Source organism: Thalassospira sp. MCCC 1A02491 (genome assembly GCF_001613785.1).
Classification (GTDB): domain Bacteria; phylum Pseudomonadota; class Alphaproteobacteria; order Rhodospirillales; family Thalassospiraceae; genus Thalassospira; species Thalassospira povalilytica.
On sequence record NZ_LPVX01000005.1, the window covers coordinates 36,444 to 50,375 of the forward strand.

At 55.8% G+C, this 13,932-nt stretch carries 14 protein-coding genes; 8 read left to right on the forward strand and 6 right to left on the reverse strand.

The window, feature by feature from the left end; translation table 11 throughout:
* The first annotated feature begins 116 nt into the window (after positions 1 to 116).
* Positions 117 to 2,729 carry a PAS domain-containing sensor histidine kinase gene (locus AUQ42_RS02925; protein ID WP_068517470.1) on the forward strand — a complete coding sequence of 871 codons (2,613 nt, stop codon included), beginning with the start codon at positions 117 to 119 and terminating at the stop codon, positions 2,727 to 2,729.
* Positions 2,730 to 2,774: 45 nt separating this feature from the next.
* Here AUQ42_RS02925 and AUQ42_RS02930 read toward each other — a convergent pair whose 3' ends face one another.
* Positions 2,775 to 3,812 (reverse strand): sodium:calcium antiporter, encoded by a 1,038-nt coding sequence (locus AUQ42_RS02930; protein ID WP_068517471.1) that lies wholly within the window; start codon positions 3,810 to 3,812, stop codon positions 2,775 to 2,777.
* 85 nt (positions 3,813 to 3,897) lie between these two features.
* Positions 3,898 to 4,797 (reverse strand): DMT family transporter, encoded by a 900-nt coding sequence (locus AUQ42_RS02935; RefSeq protein WP_068517472.1) that lies wholly within the window; start codon positions 4,795 to 4,797, stop codon positions 3,898 to 3,900.
* Positions 4,798 to 5,129: 332 nt separating this feature from the next.
* Between AUQ42_RS02935 and AUQ42_RS02940 the strand changes: the two genes are divergently transcribed.
* The 3 genes from AUQ42_RS02940 (at position 5,130) to AUQ42_RS15725 (ending at position 7,069) form a co-directional block, all read left to right on the forward strand.
* Positions 5,130 to 5,837 (forward strand): ABC transporter substrate-binding protein, encoded by a 708-nt coding sequence (locus tag AUQ42_RS02940; protein ID WP_068517473.1) that lies wholly within the window; start codon positions 5,130 to 5,132, stop codon positions 5,835 to 5,837.
* Between the two features lie 125 nt (positions 5,838 to 5,962).
* Positions 5,963 to 6,682, forward strand: a complete 720-nt coding sequence (locus AUQ42_RS02945) for a hypothetical protein (RefSeq protein ID WP_068517474.1) — start codon at positions 5,963 to 5,965, stop codon at positions 6,680 to 6,682.
* A 234-nt stretch (positions 6,683 to 6,916) separates the two neighbouring features.
* The gene (locus AUQ42_RS15725; RefSeq protein ID WP_156480808.1) at positions 6,917 to 7,069 is read left to right on the forward strand and encodes a hypothetical protein; all 153 of its coding nucleotides are present in this window, start codon (positions 6,917 to 6,919) and stop codon (positions 7,067 to 7,069) included.
* A gap of 109 nt (positions 7,070 to 7,178) precedes the next feature.
* Here AUQ42_RS15725 and AUQ42_RS02950 read toward each other — a convergent pair whose 3' ends face one another.
* Positions 7,179 to 7,940 (reverse strand): PH domain-containing protein, encoded by a 762-nt coding sequence (locus tag AUQ42_RS02950; protein WP_156480809.1) that lies wholly within the window; start codon positions 7,938 to 7,940, stop codon positions 7,179 to 7,181.
* Positions 7,941 to 8,142: 202 nt separating this feature from the next.
* Between AUQ42_RS02950 and AUQ42_RS02955 the strand changes: the two genes are divergently transcribed.
* Positions 8,143 to 9,042, forward strand: a complete 900-nt coding sequence (locus AUQ42_RS02955) for a DMT family transporter (RefSeq protein WP_068517476.1) — start codon at positions 8,143 to 8,145, stop codon at positions 9,040 to 9,042.
* A 36-nt stretch (positions 9,043 to 9,078) separates the two neighbouring features.
* Here AUQ42_RS02955 and AUQ42_RS02960 read toward each other — a convergent pair whose 3' ends face one another.
* Both AUQ42_RS02960 and AUQ42_RS02965 read right to left on the reverse strand, forming a co-directional pair.
* Positions 9,079 to 9,636, reverse strand: a complete 558-nt coding sequence (locus tag AUQ42_RS02960; RefSeq protein ID WP_156480810.1) for a carboxypeptidase-like regulatory domain-containing protein — start codon at positions 9,634 to 9,636, stop codon at positions 9,079 to 9,081.
* A 4-nt stretch (positions 9,637 to 9,640) separates the two neighbouring features.
* A complete protein-coding gene (locus tag AUQ42_RS02965; protein WP_068517478.1) occupies positions 9,641 to 10,435 on the reverse strand; it encodes a DUF4198 domain-containing protein in 795 nt (264 codons plus the stop codon).
* 97 nt (positions 10,436 to 10,532) lie between these two features.
* Here AUQ42_RS02965 and nikR point away from each other — a divergent pair, with 97 nt between their 5' ends.
* From nikR to AUQ42_RS02980, 3 genes are all read left to right on the forward strand, one after another.
* Complete coding sequence (nikR, locus tag AUQ42_RS02970) at positions 10,533 to 11,012, forward strand: nickel-responsive transcriptional regulator NikR (RefSeq protein ID WP_068517479.1); 480 nt, start codon at positions 10,533 to 10,535, stop codon at positions 11,010 to 11,012.
* A 278-nt stretch (positions 11,013 to 11,290) separates the two neighbouring features.
* Positions 11,291 to 12,364, forward strand: coding sequence for a recombinase RecA (recA, locus tag AUQ42_RS02975; RefSeq protein WP_068517480.1), 1,074 nt, complete (start codon positions 11,291 to 11,293; stop codon positions 12,362 to 12,364).
* Between the two features lie 103 nt (positions 12,365 to 12,467).
* Complete coding sequence (locus AUQ42_RS02980) at positions 12,468 to 12,773, forward strand: NIPSNAP family protein (protein WP_068517481.1); 306 nt, start codon at positions 12,468 to 12,470, stop codon at positions 12,771 to 12,773.
* Between the two features lie 12 nt (positions 12,774 to 12,785).
* Here AUQ42_RS02980 and AUQ42_RS02985 read toward each other — a convergent pair whose 3' ends face one another.
* Complete coding sequence (locus tag AUQ42_RS02985) at positions 12,786 to 13,850, reverse strand: AraC family transcriptional regulator (protein ID WP_082817712.1); 1,065 nt, start codon at positions 13,848 to 13,850, stop codon at positions 12,786 to 12,788.
* Positions 13,851 to 13,932: the final 82 nt, after the last annotated feature.

The window sequence follows — 13,932 nt, forward strand, 5'->3', positions numbered from 1 at the left end:
GACCCGGTACAAAACCCGCCCGATGCGGGGGACAAAACTTGTCGGTAGCCAGTCGCGTGATAACCAGCTAAAAGTATAAACTATATTGATAAGTTATTGTCGTTAAAGGCGGTCGCGTGCTGTTTCGGGGGCTCATCCTTGCTGTAAGTGTCGCATTCGTTGCGTTTGTCTTTGTCCTGATGGATGTTCTGGCAAAGGCGGGCCTTGATGCGCGTTTAATGTGGATCATCGGTGCAATGGTCACCGGTGTGGCAATTATTGCCGTCGCTGCCCTTTCACTGTCGGCGCGCTGGCGCAATGGCGGGCATTCCGAACTTGGACCGCTGATCGCCGGTCTTGGCAAATCCGATATCGGCGTTGCGCTGATTGATGCCTATGGCCGGACGATCTATGCCAACCCGGCCTTTTCACGAAAACTTGGTATCGAACCGGGATCGGACATGTTGTCCGCGCTTGAAGCGCGCCTGTCCTTCCTTGGCATTGGCAGTGACGAACTGGCCGAATTGCGCACCCGTGCGATGCGCGGCGAAGGCGGGCAGATGTTTGTCGATCTGTCGCGTTCCGAAAAATTTGCAAGCCAGCCCGATGGTGAAACGCAAGCCCCGGCAACCGACGGGGCCGAAAATCCCGCCCCCGGTGATGACGCGGGTTCGGATGATAAAACATCATCCCGGGCAACCTGTTTGCGCATTTCCGTGGCCGAGGCCAATGCACGTGCCGGTCAGATGTTGTGGACTGTTGACGGTGTCGATCCGTCCGTAATGGCGGATGCCGATGCATCGATGTTGTTGCCATCGGGCGAAAGCCCGTCTGCATTCGCGCTTTCGGCACCGGTTGCACCGGACCTTGTTGCCAATCTTCCGGTCTCGGCGGCCGCTGGTGGCTTTGAACATGCCGATCAGATGATCGAACGGCTGCCGGTCGGGGTCTGTGGCCTTGATGAAGAAGGCCGTATTCTTTATCTCAACCGTCGTCTGGCAAGCTGGCTTGGCGGTGAACCCGAAGACTTCAATAACGGCACCGTGGAACTGGCCGACCTTATCGTTGGTGACGGCATCAATGGCGAGGTCAAATTCAAGGTTGCCGGGGGCGAACCGATCCGGTGCTTTGTCACCCATTCGATCAATGCGCCGGGCACTGGCCCGGTCCGCAGTCAGGCCGTGATCTTCCCTGATCCGATGCCCGCCCATGAATGGGAACATGCGCTGGCCGAAACCGAACGCCGGGTGCGCTGGTTCTTTGATGAAAGCCCGCTTTCGATTGTTCTGGCCGACATGTCGGGCACGGTTACCGATGCCAACCGCGCCTTTATCGAAACCGCCGGGCAGAACCATGCCAATGTGGTCGGGCGTTCGATCCTTGAACTGATTGTTCCCGAAGACCGCGACGAAGTGGCGCGTTATCTGTCCAAGGCCGTGATGGGCATGGGCAAGGGCGGTCAGATCGAAGCCCGTCTTGCGGGCGCGCGCGGCGTTGCGGCCCAGATTTATCTGCAACGGGTTGCGGGTCGTTCGGGCGAAGCAGGGGCGTTGCTTCTGAACTTCCTTGATACGACCGAACAGAAGAATCTTGAGGAACAATTTGCCCAGTCCCAGAAAATGCAGGCTGTCGGTCAGCTTGCCGGCGGGGTGGCGCATGATTTCAACAACCTTCTGACGGCGATGATCGGGTTCTGTGATCTGTTGTTGTCGCGCCACGGGCCGGGTGATCCGAGCTTTGCCGACATCATGCAGATCAAACAGAATGCCAATCGTGCTGCCAACCTTGTCCGGCAGCTTTTGGCGTTCTCGCGTCGTCAGACCCTTCAGCCGAAAATCATCAATATCACCGATGCACTGGCTGAAATGTCGAACCTGCTGCGCCGCCTGATCGGCGAGAAGATCGATCTCAAGGTCAGTCACGGGCGCGATATCGGTCTGGTCAAGGTCGATCCGGGCCAGCTGGATCAGGTGATCATTAACCTTGTCGTCAATGCGCGCGATGCCATGGCCGGCGAAGGCGGGACTTTGACGGTTCAGACCAGCAGCGAAATTGTTGATGAACCGACCGCAACCGGCACCGAAATCATCCCGCCGGGCGATTATATCGGCATCAAGGTCACCGATACCGGCATCGGTATCCCCAAGGACAATCTGACGCGGATTTTCGAACCCTTCTTCTCGACCAAGCAACGCGGCGAGGGAACGGGTCTTGGTCTTTCGACGGTTTATGGCATCGTCAAGCAGACCGGCGGCTTTATCGCGGTCAACAGCGAAGAAGGCAAAGGCACGACCTTTACCATCTATCTGCCGCGCTATGAGGCAACCGAACAGGAACTTGCCGAAACCCAGGCCGTCACCGAAGAAGCCCCGTCACGCGATCTGACCGGAACCGGTGCGATCCTTCTGGTCGAGGATGAGGATGCCGTGCGCACATTTGGCGCGCGCGCCCTGCGCAGCAAGGGCTATGACGTGCTTGAAGCCAATAACGGCGACAACGCGCTTGAGGTCCTGAATAATACCGACAAGACGATTGATCTGGTGATTTCCGATGTCGTGATGCCGGGCATCGATGGCCCGACACTTGTCCGCATGCTGCGCGAAAAGAAACCCGAACTCAAAGTCATCTTCATTTCCGGTTACGCCGAAGATACCTATCGCGATGAACTGGACGAAGAAAACGGTGTTCACTTCCTGCCCAAGCCGTTCTCGCTCAAGGATCTGGCGACCAAGGTCAAGGAAGTCCTGTAAGGTTTTGGCCGACCAGGCGGCATTATTGTCGCTGGGTGACCGGATTCATCCCGCAAGATAAAATGCCGACGCCCCGTAAAGGGCCAGTACCACAAAGCTTTCCCAGCCGATATTGGCAATGCCGCGCCGTTCGCGGTTGAGCATCCCCAACAGCAACACGCCGCTCATCAATATGACCAGTGCGATGGTAAAGACGTGCTGTTGGCTAAAGGCCGCATAGATTGATCCTTCGCGATAGGCGATGTCTGATGCCGCCAGAAACAGCACGTCAAAGGCGTTGCCGCCGATAATGTCCCCAACCGCCAGATTGACCGCCCCCATGCGAACCGCGGCAATTGCAGAGACAAATTCCGGGAAGGACGTTGAAATCGCGGTCAGGAAGGTGCCAACAGCGGTTTCGCTGATATCTGTCACGGCAACAATCGCAAGCCCGGCCTGACCGATAATGTGGCCGGCAACGGCTGTCACAAGTGCAAAGGCAAGGAATTCGCCCCACAGGCGCGCGGTGCTTTCGGGGTGGGTATCGGCGGTGTCATGTTTGGCGTCTTCTTCGGTCAGATCGGTTTTCTTGGGAAGCCACATCGGTTCATCACGGATCGCCGACAAAAGATTAAGGCCAAGCGGATAGATCACCAGAAGCAGGATGGATGCCGGGTGAATGTGAAAAATCATCCAGTCCGGCCCGGCATAGGCCAAAAGCGGCAAGGACAGCATGCTGAGCAAAAGGGTGGTCTGGGCAAGGCCGGTGGCGCTGGCCGCGGCATGTTCAAGATTGCCTTTGCGATAAAACAGATCGGCAATCGCCAGAAACGTCGTCTGGGCAGCAATCCCGCCAAGTGCATTGCCAATGGCAAGATCGGTATGTCCCTGCCAGGCGGTGGTCACAGATAACACACTGCCCGGCAGGCTGGTGGACATGCCGACAAACAGGGCGCCGGCGATGATTTGTCCCATGCCGGTGCGTTCAGCCAGTTTGACGGCAATGCTGGCCAGTCTGGTACCGGCAAAAATGATGATCAATGTGCAGACCGTAAAGGTCGCGACAATAACGCCGAGCGACTGCTGACCAAGGTCAAAGGGCATGCAATGCTTTCCGTGATCAAAGAAGACTACAATGTGTAACTTCCGACAGGGTAGCTTGTTCCCCGGCTGCTGTCTTTGCGTTGGCTCAGGGGATTTCAGGAACGCTTTGCCGCGGCCGCATCCAGGCCGGCACAAGATTGAGAACAAGCGCACATCCCGCCATGATCGTAATCCCGCCGACAAGCTGCATGGCCGAAAGCCTTTCGCCCAATGCTGTCGCACCGATCAGCACCGCAATCACGGTAACCAGAAATTCGACACTGATCGCGCGGGTGGGACCGATTGATGCCACCAGCCGGAAATAGACGATATAGGTGCAAACACTCATCAAACAGGCGGCAATGACCAGATATAAATAGTCCATGGCGACCGGAACGCGTTCAAGCGGCACAGCAAAGATCATCGGCAAGGTCACGATCCCGCCAAACAGAAACGCACCGATTGTGGTTTCCCAGTTGCCGCTTTGGCGCAAATGACGGCTGGCATAATTGCTGCCAAAGGCCGCGCACAGGGCCGACAGGATCGATGCCACGCAGCCAAGGACAAATTCCGGTGTGACGGCAACCGCGGGAAACCCGACCAGAAGCACAATCCCGCCAATGCCAAGTGCCAGACCGGCGAAGCCTTGTTTGCTTGCGCGTTCAATGCCCCAGAACTGGCTGATGATCATGGAAAAAAGCGGAATAGCCGCGACAAATATCGCCGTCATCGCCGTTCCGATGCGTGGTGCTGCATAGGACAACCCGATCAGTTGTCCGGCAACGGTGGTCGCCCCGACAATGGCAAAGGGCCGCCAGCCCGCACTGAAATCAAGTTTGCGGCGGCAAAGCCTCGCAACCAGGTAAAGCGACCCGGCCGCAATCAGGGCGCGGAATGTTACCGCCCCGACCCAGCCAAAGGCATCAACAACCTTTACGACGACAAGAAACGAAAGTCCCCACACGACGGCAAGGAACAGATAGCGGGCGATATCCCCTGGTTTCATTTGTGATGCACTTAAAACGGGGCGTGGGCATCCTTTGTTGATGCGCAGGCGATGTTGACGGGAAATCGGGTGGTGGCAGGTAGCAGCTGGCGCGGGGCCCGATATTCCGGCTGACCGCAGGCCTGATGGTGCGACCGGCCTCGTTTCCGGTCAAGCGCGAAATGCACGTCCGGGATGCAAAAGTTCCCTTAAGCCTATAGGCAAACCGCGCAATCCTGAGTATCGTTTCAGACAACAGATCACAAAGGTCTGACAAACAAGGTTTCCATCCGGAATGGAAACCGATTGCGGAGTGGGCGGCATACCGGTATCGGGTGCCGTAATGGGAATTTATGGCAGTCGTCATTTGCGATGGGTCGCATCCACCTTGGGGCTTGTGCGCGCATCTTTTGCGCGGATTTATCCTGTCCGTTCTTTTGGTCCCGTCCGTGCAGGCAAAGGATGCCTGTCTTCGGATTGCAATGCCCGAAATTCATGTCAGCCCGGAAAATATGGCGCAATATCGCCGCGTGATGGCGGATGCCGGACTGTGTGTCGAACCCGCATCACTGCCACAGATCCGGGCGGTTGCGGCCTTGCGGGCGGGTAAGATTGACGGGGTGTTTGCCGGACAGGATGATTTTCCCGAACTTGTTGATATCCCGGTCGTGCCGGGCGAGGTCGTCCTTGGAAAATTGCCGGGACTTCTGATTGTGCGCAAAGGCCCGGTCACCGGATTTGATGATTTGAACAATGAAGTTCTGGGCGTGCCGCTTGGCGCGACCTGGCCCAGAAAGCTGATTGCGGGCTATGCCAATATTGTCCGGGTGCCGCGCGGGGCGGAAATGTTAAAGGAAATGCTTCGCGAAGGGCGGATCGATGCGATGTTGCTTGATGGCTATTCCCTGAACTGGGCTGGCGGGGTGCCTGATGGCTATAACGCCATACCCGTGGCAACGATCACGGTTCACAGCTGGCTGCGTGCGGAATTCGCCGAACATATCCCGAAATTCGATCAGGGAACGCGGGCCTATCTCAAGGCCGTGCAGGAAGAAGAATAGGCAGGGCCATGCGTGATGTGAAACAACCGGACCGGATCACCAGAATGCAAGAAATGCCGCCCGCGTGCCGGTGTTTGACGCCGGGCATATTTGCGAAAATACAAGAAAACCCGTGGGGGGGATGAATGGCGCGTGATCTGAATTTCAGGGTGTTCAGGGCCTGTCTGTTTGCCATAGGCTTCGGATTGGCCGGGCTGAGCAGTTTGTTGGTGTCATCCGGTGCACGGGCCGATGAATTCTGTCTTCGCATGGCGATGCCCGAAGTCACCCGTGATGCCGTTGGTGTCGAAGCCTATCGCCGGGCCATGGCCGATGCCGGGCTTTGTATTATTCCGGTATCAATGCCCAATGCGCGTTCCGTGGTTGCCATGCGCAATGGTGAAGTCGATGGTGTATTTGCCGGTCTTGATGATTTTGCCGAACAGGTCGGTCGCCCGCTGATCCGTGGGGATCTTCCGGTCGGGGCGGTATCTGGCGTGCTGGTTGTACGCGACGGCGATATCAAATCGCTTGATGATCTGACCGATCAGGCGGTGGGGATCTGGCTTGGTTCAAGCTGGGCTGAAAAGCTGATGGCGGGTTACCCCAATGTGATGCGCTGTCCGGCCGGTCCCGAAATGATGCAGGAACTGATGCGTGCGGGGCGGCTTGATGCCATGTTGATCAATGAATTTTCACTGATCCTGACGGGCGGTCTGCCCGATGGCTTTGTGTCGATCCCGGTAATGGAACTTGAAGTCTATACATGGCTGCGTGCCGAATTTTCCGACTATTTGCCACTTATTGAAAAAGGCAATCAGGCCTATGTCGATATCCTGAAGAAATGGCGGAAAAAGGCATCATGACGCCCGGCGCGTGACGGGTGCGAAAAATTCGAAAATGTTTGTTTAGATTTCTTGCATATGTCTTTTCTTTTTATCTATAGTTGATCAGCGCAGCAGACGGAAAAACGGTGGCTGTGCGTTAAAATGAACAATGAAAAATTCCGGTCATGACAAGGTGACCGGCACAACAGGCGAGGCCCGGTATCGGCACAAGGTTCACCAAGAACCAGGCGTGATATCGGCTTGGGGGGTTGAATGGTAAAACGCAAATCAACCGGGATCGTGCGATCCTGTATGGTGGTTGCTATTTTCGTGACGGCATTGCTGTTGTCATTTGAATTGCTGCCCTCGGCCCAGGCCGATGCCGCAAACCAGCAGGCAAAAACCATTACCTGGGTTCAGAAATAACTGCCGACGGCCTGCATTGCCAAATCGGTTATCGCCGAAAGGACAAAGCACCAGGGACCTGACACCTGGCACTTGGCATACAGCCTGCGTGTGATCAGACCTTCCTGGATCAAAGGTCTGTCTTGTCCGGTGTCTGGATCTGGGATTCAATGGCCTGATCCGATCCCAGATGGGTGATGTCGATCGGCGTGTTTGTATCCCGGTTGGCATAGACGCGCCCGAAAAAGTCCGACAATTTCTTGGCGACATCTTCGGGCTGGCTGACCTGATGCAGGGTGAATTTGTGGCCGATGCGATCGGTAATATGAAGGTCGCCATAATCAAAGATATTGCCAACGACACTTTTGCTGATGCGGGTTGATTTGATGGCTTCGAACCCGCGATCATCCTGATCCTTGCGCAGGACGCCGCTGCGCGTGATGATGCGGTTGCTGGTAATCACGCGTTCAAAAAAGAACAGATCGCGGATCGCAGTCAGCGGCAAAAGAAGACTGTCCTTTGCGGCGCGTGTCGATGCGCCAAGTACGCGGCGCAGAAGGCTCCAGACGATCGAAATCGCCGCCAGGATCAAGCCGATCAGCGCAAATGAAAACACGAATTCATACTGTTCCCAGATTTCATCAAGGGCTGAAAAAGCTTCGGGTCCGGTCAAAAGATTTCGAAATTGCGGCATCAGGAAATTGTAAATTTCGCGCCAGTGATAGGATGCGTAAATCAGGGCCGCGATCCAGACAATCTTGATCAGGCCGGGCACCAGCACCGATACCGGGGCAATCGGCAAATCCATGATCACCACTTCACCATCCTGAAGATAGCGGCGAATTCCCTTGAACGGTTTGCCGTTATTGTCGGTCTGCTGGGCCTTGGTCATGCCGGTTTCCTTTTGCACGCAATTTCATGAACATACGGTGCGGGCAAAAAATCGCAAGCAGTTGCAAATTTTCGAATTCTGACCGGAGATAATTCTGATTACAAACGCCTGAAAATTTGCGCTTATAGATTTATTGGCCACGCCACCATGGCCACAAACCGGTACATCGCCGGAACAACAACAATGACAGGAAACGCGCCCCATGATCCCCCTGTTTGGTGAGGCCGCCGCCTTTACCGCCGCCCTGTGCTGGGCAACATCAAGCATGATCTTTTCCAATATTGGCGGCAAGGCCGGCGCGCAGACCGTCAATCGCGGGCGTCTGGCCTGTTCGATTTTTTGTCTGACGGTTCTGCACTGGCTTCTTTTGGGAACACCGTGGCCGGAATCAGTTACCTGGGAACAGCTGGGCTGGCTTAGCCTGTCGTCGATTGTCGGGCTGGTGATTGGTGATGCCATGCTGTTTCAGGCCTTTGTCCTGATCGGGGCACGGTTGTCGATGTTGTTGATGTCGACAGTGCCGATCATGGGGGCGGTACTGGCATGGGTGTTGTTTGATGAAACGCTTCGCCCGATTGAAATTCTGGGCATCGCCTGTGGGGTGGGCGGGGTTCTGATTGTCATTCTGGGTAAAAAGGGCCGTCCGGTCGGGCTGGTCGGGCGCAATTATGTGATCGGTATCCTGTGCGGACTGGGCGGCGCCATCGGTCAGGTCGCCAATCTGATCACGGCGAAATATGCGCTGATTGATGGCTATTCCGCATTGTCCGCGACCTGGATCCGTACCCTTGTTGCGGTGATTGCCATGTGGGGAATTGCCCTTGTCTTCGGGCGGGTGCGCCGCACGGTGACTGCGTGCCTTGCCCCGGATGTCGGCAAGTGGCTGTTGCTGGGGGCTTTGATCGGGCCTGCGGTCGGGGTTTGGCTTTCCATGCTGGCGGTTCAGAATGCCAATGTCGGGATTGCATCGACCCTGATGGCCTTGCCGCCGGTTTTGCTGATTGTCTATGAAGGCGCGATCCTGCGCCGGTCGGTGGGCTGGCAGGCCGTTATCGGGACCTGCCTTGCCTTTGCCGGGGTGGCGTTGCTGTTCCTGCATTAGAGATCAAGAGATCAGGGCATTTAGGCATTTAGGCAACTAGGACTGATGTGCCTTTCGCATGCGTCCCCACAACAGCAACCCGCCATAAAGGTTCGCCAGCAAGCTTAACCCGAACAACATCCCCGCCCAGACCGGCAAATCAAATATTGCCGCCGTGCCACGCATTGTTGTGTTGGCAACTGGCGCGGTGGGGGTAGTCGGGGCAGTCGGGTCTGGTGGGTCGGACGTTATGTCGGGTTTGCTCTGATGGGTCAGTTGCACCACATGCCCCATGCCATCACCCACCCGGATGTTCCAGTTTTGCGGTTGTGTGATGTCACGGCCCGGCTGATCCGGGGCAAAGGCAAAATGGCCGCTGCGATCGGTACGCGCCTTTTGCCAGATCTTGCCATCAGGGGCGGTGACGATGACTTCGGCAAATCCCATGGGACTGCCGTCGGTATAGCCAAACCGGTATCGAACCGTATTCTCATTGCCAACAGCCTGCCAGCCAGCCCCGTGGGCGCGGGCATCTGTCGGTTCCGATAGGATCAGAACCGACAACGCCACAAGAACCATGATAACCGGCACCCGGCTGATACCCGCTAGATGCATTTTCCTAGCCGTCCACATGGAAGCTTAGCGTCGCACGAAGGTTATGAACCCGTACCCCGTCTGCGGTATCGGGGATATCGGTTGCAACCCGCACGACCCACAGGCCGGGTGCCGAAATGCGGACCTTGGCAATGGCACTGCCGCGGTCATCGGCAAGGGTTTCGGTATAATAGGCCCAGGAAGACGGGGTTTGGGTAAACCCGGCATAGGTCGCAAGAACGGTGGTGGTTAAAGGCTGCCCGTCAAGCAGGATGCGGAATTCGGCGTCCGTGCCGATTTTGGTCCGGCGCGGATCGCCAAGCGGAACGATTTCAAGCCGATCACCAAGCGGAGTTGTGACCACGGCATTGTCATCAGTTGCCTGCGGGCCGATCAGATGTTTTGCGAATTTCTCGTAACGCGAAGCGGTCAGGGCATCGGGATGCTGTTCAAGCCCGCCTTCCTGCCAGCCATCGGGCGTCTGTGACCAGACAACCGGCAAACGGTGGGCGCCAATCCAGCCGGTTTGCGCATGATCGTCAACAGATGCAACAAGGTTCGGGGCGTTCGGATTTGGTGTGACATCAAGTTCGGTCTGCCCGGCACCGGTGATCAGGCGGGCGCGCACATTTTCGATGGCTTCGGCTTCTTCAGGTGCGCCGAACTGATGGGTCGAATCAAGGAATATCGTTGCCGGTTGGCCCGGCGCAAGGGTGCTTTGTGCGGTGCTGGCGATGAATTCATGGGCGGTTGTCGCACTGCTGATCAGGCACCCGGTTACGCCAATTATCAGGGCACGTGCGAACTTTGATTGAAACATCTGCTATCCTTTGGGAAATTAGGTCTATGAAATGGCGGTATGAACTTTTCAAAATTGTTCATACGAGTCAAGCTGATGATTCTGAAAGGGAATTGATATGACCCGCGTGACGGTATCAATCGAAGATGATCTGATGGAAGCGTTCGACACCTTCCTTGAAGGGCGGGGCTATACCAACCGGTCCGAAGGATTCCGTGATCTGATCCGTGAAAAGCTTCAGAATGCCAAGCTTGACGAAGACCCCAACGGGGTGGGAATTGCCGTTCTGAATTATGTCTATGACCATGAGGAACGCATGCTGGCCTCGCGTTTGATGAGCACCCAGCATGAACATCACAATCTGACGGTGTCGACCGTGCATTTCCACATCGATCATGACACCTGTCTTGAAAGCGTGACCCTGCGTGGCAAGCTTGCCGAAATTCGCGCCTTTGCCGACAAGGTCCTGGCACAGCCCGGTGTGCGCCACGGGCAGCTTTATTCCGTTCCGGGAGAACTGCACATTGAATCCCATCATCACGGGGATGAAGACCACGGCGCGGCCCATACCCACGAACATCTCAAAATTACCACCTGATAAAATTGCCTTTCGGTATGGAGCAGCCCGGTCCGGACAGGGCCGGGCTGTTGTCGTTTGAAAACGCGATTTTTGTTCCCGGGAATGAGAACAAACTTGCAACATCCAAAATTTTATGACAGTGTTCGCATTATGTTCTCAATTCGGCTGCTGACGTGAACAGGGAAACTAGTCTGTCTGGGCAGCAGGTTCTTCAAGCGGTGGCGTTCCGCATTTAGGTCCGGGGAACCGCCTGCGTTGCATCCTACCCGGCCCTGTGGAATAAGAGAGTTCGAGCAATGATTCAGACCGCGCTGCATTTGGTGGATAAGGATACTATGGATAAGCAGAAGGCACTCGAAGCCGCCCTTGGGCAGATCGAACGGGCATTTGGCAAAGGTTCGATTATGAAGCTGGGTCAGCGGGAAAGCGCCGTTGACATTTCAGCCATTTCAACCGGATCACTCGGTCTTGATATCGGACTTGGTATTGGTGGTCTTCCGCGTGGCCGTATCATCGAAATCTATGGCCCGGAAAGTTCCGGTAAAACGACCCTGGCCCTGCACACCATTGCCGAGGCACAGAAACTTGGCGGGACCTGTGCATTTGTCGATGCCGAACATGCGCTTGACCCGGGCTATGCCCGCAAGCTTGGCGTGAATACCGATGAACTTCTGATTTCACAGCCCGATGCCGGTGAACAGGCACTTGAAATCGCCGATACGCTGGTGCGTTCCGGTGCGATTGATGTTCTGGTCGTTGACTCGGTCGCGGCCCTCGTACCGCGGGCCGAACTCGAAGGTGAAATGGGCGATACCCATGTCGGTCTTCAGGCCCGCCTGATGAGCCAGGCCTTGCGTAAACTGACCAGCTCGGTGTCGCGGTCGAACTGCATGGTGATCTTCATCAACCAGATTCGTATGAAAATCGGCGTGATGTTCGGCAGCCCGGAAACCACCACCGGTGGTAACGCGCTTAAATTCTATGCGTCTGTTCGTCTTGATATCCGTCGTATCGGCCAGATCAAGGACCGTGACGAAGTCGTTGGCAACCAGACGCGCGTCAAGGTCGTCAAAAACAAGATGGCCCCGCCGTTCAAACAGGTCGAATTTGACATCATGTATGGCGAAGGCGTTTCCAAGATGGGTGAAATCCTTGATCTTGGTGTCAAGGCAGGCATCGTTGAAAAGTCCGGTTCCTGGTTCTCCTATAACTCGACCCGGATCGGTCAGGGCCGTGAAAACGCCAAGAACTTCTTGCGCGAGAATCCGGAAATGACCCAGGAAATCGAAAACAGCATTCGCGAAAGTGCCGGCCTGATCGCCGAAAGCATGACGAATATGAGCGAAGATGACCCGGTCAATGATGATTGATCGCGCTGTTTTTGCACGATGATTTTAAAAAGACGGGCCGTGATTTCGGCCCGTCTTTTTTGTTTGGGCCATCAAATCCTTCACCCCGTTCAAAGGTGCAGCCATGATTACCTGCTATTTGAAATATATTATCGACAGTCACAAAATTCCCGAGTTCGAGGCATATGCCAAACGCTGGATTCCGATTGTCAATCGTATGGGCGGGACCCATCACGGCTATTTCCTGCCCCATGAAGGGGCGAGTAATGTGGCCTATGCGCTGTTCAGTTTTCCAAGCCTTGCCGAGTATGAAGAATACCGCAATCGCATGGCTGGTGACCGCGAATGTCAGGATGTTCTGAATATGGAAATCCGCAATCGCAGCATCATTTCCTATGAACGCAGCTTCATGCGCCCGGTCCTGGACTAGGGGCGGGCGGGGCTATGATCCGCGCCGCGTTGCGGTCGTTGCCGCTGCCGGGATTTGCTGCTGTTGCCACTGGCTGGGTGTTTGGCCGGTAATGCGCAGGAATTCGCGATTGAAATTCGATTTGGTGTTAAAGCCGCTTGAAAGCATGGTGGTTGTGACATTCTGCCCTCGCGCAAGTTCCCCGCAGGCATGATCAATCCGGAACCTGTTGATATAGCGCGACACATTTTCCCCGGTACTTTGATTGATCGCTGTGGATACCTGTTTCAACGGATAGCCCAGCCGCCGCGCAATCCGCGCCAGCGTCAGATCGGGATCAAGAAACAGTTTCTGACCGTTTATAAGCTGATCAAGTGCCGCCATGATTTCATCGACCGGGATATCGGGCGTATCGGGCGCGGTTTTGTCAGGCGCGCTTGACGGTTCGATATCATCACCCCCGTTGTCATCATCGCCCGATCCGATGGCAAGATCGGGCGAAAGCGCCAGAAACCCGATGGTCAGCACTGCCAGCGACGAAAAGATGCTTAAAATCACACCGGTTGCGCCTTCTGCCCCGAATTGCAGGGCTGCCGCGATCAAAAGATCACTAAAGGCCGAAACAATCAGTGCAATGGCAATCACCCGCCAGATCAATGCCGGTACATGCCCCGATGCCAGACGCGAATGGGCCAGATCATTGCCCTGACGATGCAGGGCAATCAGGATGGCAGACGCATAGCCGACAAAAAGCCCGCCAAGCAGGGCATCAATCAGAACCGGCATGGCAAGGATCACGATCACCATCACCACCGGGGCCAGAAAATGGCAAAGATCGGTGGCGACAAGGCGCGACCGCACACTGCTTTGCAAAAAGGCCATCCAGGCCAGCGCCGGGATCATTGATGCCATGACCGGCTGCAACAACCGGATGGCATCAAACCCGTAATAATGAACCAGCGACACGGTCACACTCTGACAGGCGCAGGCCAGCAGCAAGGCGGCAAGCAACCGGCTGGTCTTTTCAAACAGGATTGCCCGCAAAAACAGATAACCCAGCAACAGGGCGACGATCATGGGTACGGGAAGTGCGATCATGTCTTGTGGCGATCCGATCATAAAACGTCCGAAAACCGGTTTTGCACGTCCTATAACCGGTTCAAGGACGCCAGCCCCCGAA

What these genes read in the sequence shown, in the direction of transcription:
- AUQ42_RS02930 (WP_068517471.1), bottom strand. Translation starts at nt 3,812, where the DNA reads ATGCCCTTTGACCTTGGTCAGCAGTCGCTCGGCGTTATTGTCGCGACC.
- AUQ42_RS02935 (WP_068517472.1), bottom strand. Translation starts at nt 4,797, where the DNA reads ATGAAACCAGGGGATATCGCCCGCTATCTGTTCCTTGCCGTCGTGTGG.
- AUQ42_RS02940 (WP_068517473.1), top strand. Translation starts at nt 5,130, where the DNA reads ATGGCAGTCGTCATTTGCGATGGGTCGCATCCACCTTGGGGCTTGTGC.
- AUQ42_RS02945 (WP_068517474.1), top strand. Translation starts at nt 5,963, where the DNA reads ATGGCGCGTGATCTGAATTTCAGGGTGTTCAGGGCCTGTCTGTTTGCC.
- AUQ42_RS15725 (WP_156480808.1), top strand. Translation starts at nt 6,917, where the DNA reads ATGGTAAAACGCAAATCAACCGGGATCGTGCGATCCTGTATGGTGGTT.
- AUQ42_RS02950 (WP_156480809.1), bottom strand. Translation starts at nt 7,940, where the DNA reads ATGACCAAGGCCCAGCAGACCGACAATAACGGCAAACCGTTCAAGGGA.
- AUQ42_RS02955 (WP_068517476.1), top strand. Translation starts at nt 8,143, where the DNA reads ATGATCCCCCTGTTTGGTGAGGCCGCCGCCTTTACCGCCGCCCTGTGC.
- AUQ42_RS02960 (WP_156480810.1), bottom strand. Translation starts at nt 9,636, where the DNA reads ATGCATCTAGCGGGTATCAGCCGGGTGCCGGTTATCATGGTTCTTGTG.
- AUQ42_RS02965 (WP_068517478.1), bottom strand. Translation starts at nt 10,435, where the DNA reads ATGTTTCAATCAAAGTTCGCACGTGCCCTGATAATTGGCGTAACCGGG.
- nikR (WP_068517479.1), top strand. Translation starts at nt 10,533, where the DNA reads ATGACCCGCGTGACGGTATCAATCGAAGATGATCTGATGGAAGCGTTC.
- recA (WP_068517480.1), top strand. Translation starts at nt 11,291, where the DNA reads ATGATTCAGACCGCGCTGCATTTGGTGGATAAGGATACTATGGATAAG.
- AUQ42_RS02980 (WP_068517481.1), top strand. Translation starts at nt 12,468, where the DNA reads ATGATTACCTGCTATTTGAAATATATTATCGACAGTCACAAAATTCCC.
- AUQ42_RS02985 (WP_082817712.1), bottom strand. Translation starts at nt 13,850, where the DNA reads ATGATCGCACTTCCCGTACCCATGATCGTCGCCCTGTTGCTGGGTTAT.